This window comes from Candidatus Methanoperedens sp. (assembly GCA_027460525.1).
Lineage (GTDB): Archaea > Halobacteriota > Methanosarcinia > Methanosarcinales > Methanoperedenaceae > Methanoperedens.
In genome coordinates, this window is record JAPZAS010000028.1 from 1 (window position 1) to 9,272 (window position 9,272).

Here is a 9,272-nt window from a genome sequence, read left to right on the forward strand (position 1 = left end):
GTCATGCGTTTATTGCCTCCAATGCTTATGGGTTATCCCTGGACGATTATTTTGAATTAGGTAGCTATATACATCAAGTGCATCTTCATGATAACTTTGGCATTCTGGAACCTGAAGAAGCAATGTTTGGAGACCGCCACCTTCCTATTGGACTTGGAAAAATAAATTTCAGGGAAGTATTTAAAAACATATTAAAGACAAATGCAAGAAACCTGATTCTGGAGGTTAAAAATTTGGCGAGGGAAGATACGCTGAAAAGCCTTGCACAAATCAGAGAATTTTGCAGTTTGAGGTCTGGATTAATTCCTCCTGCAATATCGCATTCCATTGAACAGACTGTCGCATGCATTCAATAGGCTTAAAATTTACATCTCTGATTTACTGATTTTATATAGCATCTATAGATTCTTGGGAGAAGCTATATATTATTTAATGCCAAAACTCCTGCTGGTGATTAAACAAAATGAATCGATTAAAGACGATACTAATTTTAATGCTGGCAGGTGTGCTGGTAGCTGGATGTGTAAGCCAGCAGCCTGCAGGTACAGTGCAACCGACAACAACCGTGCAGCCCACGGGAGCTCCGGCAACTATAACCTTAAACGGTGCGGGTGCAACATTCCCCTATCCTCTGCTATCCAAATGGAGTTCGGAATATAACAAAATAAATCCAAATATCCAGATCAATTATCAGAGTGTGGGAAGCGGTGCGGGAATACAGCAGATAACTGCAAAAACGGTGGATTTTGGCGCAAGTGATGCGCCTCTCTCGGAGCAGGTATATAAAAATCTTACAGGGATCCTGCAAATACCAGAAACCATAGGCGCCGTGGTCGTAGCGTATAACCTTCCCGGCATACAGAAGGGAATGAATTTGAGCGGGGATGTAATTGCTGATATTTTCCTTGGGAAAATCACAAAATGGAACGACCCGCGGATAGTTTCACTTAATCCTGGTATCCAATTCCCGGCAAAGGATATTATGGTAGCGCACAGGAGCGATGGAAGCGGCACAACCTTCGTATTCACGGATTATCTTTCAGCCGTCAGCCCTGACTGGAAATCACAGGTTGGAAAAGGTACGTCAGTCAACTGGCCTGTCGGTCTTGGCGGGAAAGGCAATGAGGGCGTTGCAGGTACCTTAAGCCAGAACCCCTATGCTATAGGCTATGTCGAACTTATCTACGCCAAGCTTCAGGGCAACATCTCCTATGCGTATATCAAGAACAAGGCAGGGAATTTCATCGAACCCACACTTGAGACGACTGCAAACGCCGTTGCAGGAGCTGCGCAAACATTACCCGCAGGCGATGCAAGTTGGTCAGCCGTAAGTATTGTGAATGCTCCGGGGGACAATTCCTACCCCATAAGCAGCTTTACATATCTTCTTGTCTACAAAGACCAGATAGACATGACAAAGGGTAAAGCTCTGGCTGGATTCCTCTGGTGGGCAGTTCACGACGGACAGAGCTATTCCTCCGATCTCCAGTATGTGCCGCTGCCGAATGCAGTCGTAAGCCTGGATGAAAAAACCATAAAACTTATGAACTACAACGGACAACCGCTAATCTAGATGGATCGGTCGAATTTGCCTTCTTTCCGTGTCAGCCGGAGTAAACTCTCCGGCGATTTTATTTTTGAAGCTGTCGTTGGCTTATTCGCCCTGAGTATAATAGTTCTTGCATTTTTATTGTTCAGGGAACTTTTTCTCGGTTCGGGACTTTCAAGGAATGCGTTTGGGTTTGGTTTTTTGACGGGTTCTACATGGGATCCTGTGAATGAGGTATTCGGCGCCCTTCCTTTTATCTTCGGGACTCTTGTTTCATCATTCCTCGCCCTGACCATAGCCGTCCCCTTCAGCCTTGGGATAGCGATATTTCTCTCAGAACTCGCCCCGGAAAAGCTGAGGACACCGCTCTCTTTCGTCATAGAATTGCTCGCCGCCGTCCCGAGTGTTATTATTGGGCTCTGGGGTATATTCATTCTCGTACCGTTCATCCACGACCATCTTGCGCCGCCTCTTTCCACCTATCTTGGTTTTCTGCCCCTATTCCAGGGACCTATGTATGGTGGTCAGACCATGCTCACAGGCGGCGTGATACTTGCAATAATGATAATTCCGATAACCTCATCGGTATCCAGGGAAGTCCTCATGACAGTGCCGACGCAACAGCGGGAAGCAGCCCTCGCTCTCGGCGCTACAGGCTGGGAGACCACCCGAATCGCGGTTCTTCCTTATGCCAGGTCGGGAATATTCGGGGCTGTAATTCTTGGTTTTGGGCGCGCCATCGGCGAAACAATGGCAGTCACCATGGTCATAGGGAACAGCCCCAGGATTTCTGAATCGCTTTTCTCGCCATCGTACACGATGGCATCGGTTATTGCAAATGAGTTCGTGGAGGCTACATCAAAGCTTTACATCTCATCTCTCATTGAGATCGGGTTTTTGCTTCTGGTTATATCAGTTATCGTCAATATTGCAGCCAGGATTCTTGTATGGAAACTCCTTAAAGTAGAAAGAGACGGAGCGGCATGAAGTGGAATAAAAGAAAATTAATAGACAGGATTATGTCCTTTCTTGCCGCCTCCTGTGTTGTAATTGCCATAATCCCACTATTGAGCATCCTCTACACAGTAACCATCAATGGGATATCATCTATAAACCTGGATTTTCTTACACAGCTCCCCAAACCTGTGGGTGAAGCCGGAGGCGGGCTAGGAAACGCAATCCAGGGGACGTTCATTGTAGTGGGAATTGCCTGCTTAATCGGGCTTCCGGTAGGTATTCTCGCTGGTGTCTATCTTTCAGAATACGGGGATAACAGGTTTGGACGTTTTGTAAGTTTCGTGGCAGATGTCCTGACGGGTACACCTTCGATAGCTGCAGGGATGTTCGGTTATACCCTCATAGTCCTGTATTTCGGAAGCTTCTCTGCAATTGCAGGAGGAGCGGCGCTGTCTGTATTGATGATCCCCATCGTCACAAGAACCACCGAGGAATCCCTCAGGCTTGTGCCGGGCTCAATCAAAGAAGCTTCCCTTGCCCTCGGGATACCGAAGTGGAAAACAACATTGTATATTGTTTTAAGCACTGCCAGAAGCGGCATAGTCACAGGTGCTTTGCTTGCAATTGCAAGGATATCGGGTGAGACCGCACCTCTCCTTTTTACTTCCTTTGGCAATATGTTCTGGTCAGGCGGGATAGACAAACCAATATCCACCCTGCCGGTGCAGATTTATACATATGCGATAACACCCTTTCCAGACTGGCATGCCAAAGCATGGGGAGGCGCTCTTGTCCTGATTATCTTGATTCTTATTCTAAATATCGGCGTGAGGTTCGTAACTCGAAAAAAATATGGTTAAAAGGAGTATAATGCAGAATAAAATTACCGTAGAAGCTCTCAATGCATGGTTTGGAACTAAACAGGTGCTTCATGACATTAATCTTGGTATCCAGGAAAACAGGATAACCGCTATCATAGGTCCTTCAGGATGTGGAAAATCAACATTCATCCGATGCTTAAACAGGATGCATGAGGTTGTATCCGGAGCAAAAGTTTCGGGAAAAGTACTGGTTGATGGCAAGGATATCTACAGGAACGATGTCGACCCTGTGGACATAAGAAGGCGCATAGGTATGGTATTCCAGAAGGCGAACCCTTTTCCAACGATGTCTATTAGTGATAATGTTGTGGCTGGATTGAAGCTCAGTGGAGTGAAAGATAAAAAGATCCTTGATAACATTGCCGAGGAGAGTCTAAAAAAAGCCGCACTATGGGACGAAGTGAAGAATGACCTCAATAAATCGGGCGTGGGTTTATCGGGCGGTCAGCAGCAGCGCCTCTGCATAGCAAGAGCATTAGCAGTGGAACCCGAAGTTATCCTGTTTGACGAACCCTGCTCAGCCTTGGACCCTATTTCTACAAGTAAGATAGAAGATTTAATGACAGAACTTAAGGAGAAATATACCCTTGTAATAGTAACGCATAATATGCAGCAGGCAGCAAGGGTAAGCGATTATACAGCTTTCTTTCTCTACGGAAAAATGATAGAGTTTGGAGAAACAAATCAGATATTTAAGAAGCCACAGGAAAAGAGTACAGAAGATTACATAGTCGGGAGGTTTGGATAATATGGTTCGCGAAGCGTATCACAGAGATCTTCACAAATTAAGGGAGGAAGTGCTTAGCATGGGAAGCCTTGTAGGTAAGGCGATAGGAGATTCTGTGCTATCCCTTAAGAATCGGGATTTGGAGACGGCCCAGAAGGTCATTGACATGGATGATGAGATAGATGCCCTCGATCACAGCATTGAGGAGGGCTGCATGCGCCTTCTTGCGCTCCAGCAGCCCATGGCGAGGGATTTGAGGCTTATAATCTCGGTATTGAAAATGAGCATTGATCTTGAAAGGATGGGTGACCTTGCCCTTGAGATTGCGGTTATTACAAAGATAACAGCCAATGTGCCGCCTGTAAAGCCGCTCATAGACATACCAAGAATGTCAGAGACATGCCAGCAAATGCTGGCGAATACCATGAGTGCCTTTGAAAATAAGGATGTGGAGCTTGCAAAAGCTGTTGCGAAGCGGGATGATGAGGTTGATATGCTCTTTGATCAGGTAAGAAGGGAGCTTATATCCTATATGGTTGAGGATCCAAAAAAAATAACAGGCGCCCAGCATCTCACCTTTGTGGCAAGATATCTTGAAAGGATCGGTGACCACGTAACGAATCTCTGTGAAAATGTGGTGTTCATGGTGACAGGGGAAAGGGTGGAGTTGAATTGATACCGAGACCTAGCATACAAAAATAAGAATCAAAGAGAAAAACATAAGACAAAGAATAATCATAACTGAAGAGAACTAGGAGACTGAAACATGGGACTGAAAGAATGGATTCTTCCCCAGGATAAGCACTTTTTCAACATGCTGGAGAATGAATCGCAAAACGTGCTGGACGGCTCGAATGCCTTCCTTGACATGCTTAAAAATTATGAGAACATAAAAGAGAAGCAGCAGAAAATAAAAGATATAGAACATCAGGGGGACGATTTTGTCCATGAGATCTTTGAAGAGCTTAACAAGACCTTCATCACACCCATCGACCATGAGGATATTTCAGGGCTTGCCTCAGCCTTTGATGATGTCCTGGATTATATCGATGGAACTGCGGCGCGTTTTGTGCTGTACGATATTGAAAAGCCTGAAGAGAACATGATAAAACTTGCCGAGGTGCTTGTGAAACAGACCACAGAATTGAACATCGCGCTCTGCGGCTTGCGCAACCTCAAGAACCCGAAAGAAATCGAAAAAAGGTGCATTGAAGTTAACCGGCTTGAGAATATTGCGGATGATATCTACAAAACCTCGGTTGCCCAGCTTTTCAAAAGAAAAGATGCCATAGAGATTATGAAACTGAAGGAAGTGTACGAGCGCATTGAGTTTGCAACCGATAAGTGCGAGGATGCGGCGAATGTTATAAGCGATATTGTTGTAAAAAACAGCTAAGAGGCGTATTTTGGAACAATTCGTCGTTTTTACTATTATACTTGCCCTGTTTTTTGATTTTTTAAATGGATTTCACGATTCTGCAAACGCAATCGCCACCGTGGTTGCAACAAAGGTTCTGTCTCCATTAAAAGCCGTTACGATGGCGGCTGTTTTTAACCTCATCGGCCCGCTTTTTTTTGGCACAGCCATTGCAACGACTATGGGAAAAGGTATCATCGACACCCAGATTGTCACGGTCAACCTGATTTTCGCAACACTGGTAGGCGCTGTAATCTGGGATTTAATCACATGGTATCTGGGTCTCCCCACATCAAGCAGCCATGCCCTGGTCGGCGGACTGGTCGGAGCAGGAATAGCTGCCGCAGGGACGGGTTCGGTCAATGCTGCAGGAGTTGGATTAATCGTGCTGTTTATGGTAGTCTCTCCAATAATCGGCCTGATTATGGGCTTCATATTCGCTATTTTAATAATAAGAGCCTTCAGGAGCTCGCATCCTTCGACAGTCAACCACTATTTCAGGAGGCTTCAGCTTTTTTCTTCAGCTTTTTATTCACTGACCCACGGGACGAACGATGCACAGAAAACAATGGGAATAATTGCAATACTTCTTGTTTCAACGAGCGTATCTTCGCCCCCCAGCGGAGGGCTGCATATTCCGCTCTGGGTTATCCTTTCCTGCGCGGCTGCGATTGGTCTTGGAACTTTTTTTGGAGGATGGCGAATCGTTAAAACAATGGCACAGAGAATCACGCGTCTGCGCCCTTATCAGGGCTTCAGCGCAGAAACTTCAAGCGGTGTTGTGCTTGCAAGCATGGCTGCTATGGGAATCCCTGTCAGCACCACGCATGTGATATCGTCTTCGATAATGGGGGTCGGAGCCACGGATAAGCTCTCAGCTGTGAGATGGGGCATCGCCCGCAAGATCGTGGGGGCATGGATACTGACAATACCCGCGGCAGCGATCATATCGGCATCTGCTTTTTTGATTATGAGAGCCTTTTCTTGATTTTTTAGAAAGTATTATTAGTTTTAAAAAGAAAACAGGAACCAATGTTAAATGAAAAAAATAAGCTTGTTATCTGGCCTTTGTACCTTGATGCCACCAAATCAAGGGCTGAAGGCAGAATTCTTTCCATGAAGGATGCGGTAAAATCGCCTGTTCTAAAAGAGATTGAAAAGGCTGCGCAGGAATTGAACCTTAATCCGGTAGTAGAAGCCGATAAAGCCCACCCGAAATCCTGGTGGGTGGTGAGCGGCAGGGTGCTTGTGGACAGGAAAGCCCCTAAATCCGTTATGGCAAAGCAGATTGCACAGAATATAAATAAGATACGGGGACAAAAATGATAGACCTGCACACACATTCCACTTTCAGCGACGGCGAGCTCATACCAAGCGAACTTGTGCGCCGCGCTGTTTTCCATGGCTATACTGCACTGGCGATAACAGACCACGTTGATTTCACCAATATAGAGCATGTCCTGTCCAGCATCAGGAAAATAAAATCCCTTGAAGACGACTATGACATCAGGATTTTTGCAGGCGTGGAATTAACCCACGTTCCCCCTGGAAAAATGCCGGCGCTTGTTGAGAAGGCACGAAAACTGGGGGCAGAGATAGTCGTGGTGCACGGCGAGACAACAGTGGAGCCCGTCCATGAAGGCACCAATCACGCTGCAGTTTCGCTTGATATTGATATTCTGGCTCATCCCGGCTTTATTACTCCCGAAGATGCTCTGGTTGCTCTGGACAAAGGCATTTTCCTTGAGATAACTTCACGCAACGGGCACAATCGAACCAACGGGCATGTGGTGAGGATTGCTAAAGAAACAGGAGCTAACCTTATAGTAAACACGGATTCGCATGCGCCCGAAGATCTGATTACAGATGAAACCGCATTCAAGATTGCAATGGGAGCGGGTCTGGATGAAAAAGGTGCAAAAGAAGCTACCGTTTCCAATCCTTCCAATCTGATAAAAGGTATCTGTTGAATCCCAGCAAGCGTCAATATCTGGGTTTATAGAACAGCACAATCCTGTACTCACTCGGCGGTCTGTCCATCTTCCTGTTGAGCAGGTAACCCAGAGTGACATCCGAGGGTTTGAACCAGTACCACGACATCTTTGCGCTGTCCAGCCTCTCATAATCTGTGGGCAGGCGCTGCTTTACAATGTCTGGTTCGTGCTTATCGTCGCTGTCGTGCACAACAATCAACGGCGCATCAAGTACGGAATCAATACTCACCTTCCATTTTACGTTGGTGAAATGCCGCATATACCACAGGAACTGCGTCTCCATCTCAACATCGGTGAGCTGGATTTCAGTAGAGTGGTTCTGGTACTGTGATGAGATTTCGTTTATTTTACCAAGTAACAACGAAAACTTCTGGGGAGGCTGTGCAGCCTGGATGAGAGGTTCAGCCGGATTGGTAAAATCGTAATAGTTTAAGAAAATGCCTGAATAAACAGAATAGGAGGAACTCAGCACAAGGAAAATAATTACAGCAGTTCCGACACGCGAATTAAATTTTAATTTTGGGAGAATTTCACCTATATAAGCGGCGGCGATTAATGCAAGAGGCAGAAGCGGGTTCAGGATAAGCCAGGGAACTTTTTCCTGGATGTATGAATAAATCGCAAGGTTGGTCAGCGTCCAGTAGGTTAAAAAAGAAAAAAATAGATTTTGGGATTTCAAAACTGCGATAATTCCAAGAATAACTAACGGGAAAAAGATAGCAATAGAACTTGCAATATAAGTGATAGGTAAAAACCGGCTCAATTCCGGGCGCATATTTGAGATTATATACATTATATCCACTGCAACCCAGTACAGAATTATTACAATCAATATCTTTTCTATTTTCCTGTTGAAGTATCCGCTGTAGTGTGCCATTCCCAGGGCACCGAATATCAATACCGGAAGTTCATAAAGCGCAATTATAGGAAGATAGAAAAACCATGGGCCTCCCATGCGCTGTATGGCATGCATTTCGTACCAGTGGGACACAGCCTTTACAAAAGCGGCTTTCATACCGTAAAAATCAAAAAGGCTGCTTGTATAAAAAACTGAAAAAACAATTAGAAAAACCGCAACAAAAAGCGCAACTTCGCTTGCGGTTATAAGCAAATTATTGTCAAGTTTCCTGAGTCTCTTATACCATTTTTCCCGTATAAAAATCAGGAAAAGAAACAAAATTATGAGCACAATTGCGATATATGCATTCTCCTTAAGTGCAGCCATTGATGCCAGTGCCACAGCCCCTAAAAAAAGGTAAAAAATCCGCAGATACGAATAACGATGATGGATAGTTTTATTTGCATATTTGAAAGAGAATAATATAAATAAAATGGATGTAAATAGCAGGAGCAATGTTGTTGCTATGATAAGCCCACCTTGTTTATGTGAAGCCAACGTCGATACAACTTGAACGCCCACAACGCTTGTTAACAAAATTGCAGCCAGAAACAAATAAAAAACTTTTATGGAAGAATACCGCTCCTCATTACGCTTTTCCATATACATGACTGCGCATACCAGCATCATCAGGCTAAAGAAAGCAATAAAAATGTCTTCCCTGTAAAAACGCGAGTAATAAAGGATTCTGACCTGGCGCCAGTACGTGAGTATGGTGATCTGGGAAGCCGTCTGCCATGCTGGCATGATCGGGATGGGCGGGTGGCTCTTGTCGATCGGCCAGATCACCCTCGGCCAATTTGTCGCAGCGGAAGTGATCGTCGGCACCTTGCTCCTCAACCTCGATAT

11 protein-coding genes are annotated in these 9,272 nt (G+C 45.2%); 10 read left to right on the forward strand and 1 reads right to left on the reverse strand.

Features of this window, described 5'->3' with window-relative positions:
- The 10 genes from O8C68_09950 to O8C68_09995 all read left to right on the forward strand — a co-directional run.
- Nucleotides 1–356: TIM barrel protein (locus tag O8C68_09950; protein MCZ7396118.1), on the forward strand; the 356-nt coding region annotated here is incomplete at its 5' end.
- Between the two features lie 107 nt (nucleotides 357–463).
- On the forward strand, nucleotides 464–1,573 hold the full coding sequence (gene pstS / locus O8C68_09955; protein MCZ7396119.1) for a phosphate ABC transporter substrate-binding protein PstS: 1,110 nt from the start codon (nucleotides 464–466) through the stop codon (nucleotides 1,571–1,573).
- Nucleotides 1,574–2,536 carry a phosphate ABC transporter permease subunit PstC gene (pstC, locus tag O8C68_09960; GenBank protein MCZ7396120.1) on the forward strand — a complete coding sequence of 321 codons (963 nt, stop codon included), beginning with the start codon at nucleotides 1,574–1,576 and terminating at the stop codon, nucleotides 2,534–2,536.
- Nucleotides 2,533–3,366, forward strand: coding sequence for a phosphate ABC transporter permease PstA (gene pstA, locus O8C68_09965; GenBank protein ID MCZ7396121.1), 834 nt, complete (start codon nucleotides 2,533–2,535; stop codon nucleotides 3,364–3,366). Before pstC ends, pstA begins: the two co-directional genes overlap by 4 nt.
- Nucleotides 3,359–4,135: a phosphate ABC transporter ATP-binding protein PstB gene (gene pstB, locus O8C68_09970; protein MCZ7396122.1), complete on the forward strand. Its 777-nt coding sequence runs from the start codon at nucleotides 3,359–3,361 to the stop codon at nucleotides 4,133–4,135. Before pstA ends, pstB begins: the two co-directional genes overlap by 8 nt.
- 1 nt (nucleotide 4,136) lies before the next feature.
- Nucleotides 4,137–4,790, forward strand: a complete 654-nt coding sequence (gene phoU, locus O8C68_09975; GenBank protein MCZ7396123.1) for a phosphate signaling complex protein PhoU — start codon at nucleotides 4,137–4,139, stop codon at nucleotides 4,788–4,790.
- 90 nt (nucleotides 4,791–4,880) lie between these two features.
- The gene (locus O8C68_09980; protein ID MCZ7396124.1) at nucleotides 4,881–5,510 is read left to right on the forward strand and encodes a DUF47 family protein; all 630 of its coding nucleotides are present in this window, start codon (nucleotides 4,881–4,883) and stop codon (nucleotides 5,508–5,510) included.
- Between the two features lie 10 nt (nucleotides 5,511–5,520).
- A complete protein-coding gene (locus tag O8C68_09985; protein ID MCZ7396125.1) occupies nucleotides 5,521–6,519 on the forward strand; it encodes an inorganic phosphate transporter in 999 nt (332 codons plus the stop codon).
- A gap of 44 nt (nucleotides 6,520–6,563) precedes the next feature.
- The gene (locus O8C68_09990; protein MCZ7396126.1) at nucleotides 6,564–6,857 is read left to right on the forward strand and encodes a signal recognition particle protein Srp19; all 294 of its coding nucleotides are present in this window, start codon (nucleotides 6,564–6,566) and stop codon (nucleotides 6,855–6,857) included.
- The gene (locus O8C68_09995) at nucleotides 6,854–7,501 is read left to right on the forward strand and encodes a histidinol phosphate phosphatase domain-containing protein (GenBank protein ID MCZ7396127.1); all 648 of its coding nucleotides are present in this window, start codon (nucleotides 6,854–6,856) and stop codon (nucleotides 7,499–7,501) included. The genes O8C68_09990 and O8C68_09995 overlap by 4 nt, the downstream gene beginning before the upstream one ends.
- A 13-nt stretch (nucleotides 7,502–7,514) precedes the next feature.
- Here O8C68_09995 and O8C68_10000 read toward each other — a convergent pair.
- The coding region (locus tag O8C68_10000; protein ID MCZ7396128.1) for a TIGR03663 family protein at nucleotides 7,515–9,272 on the reverse strand (1,758 nt) is incomplete at its 5' end.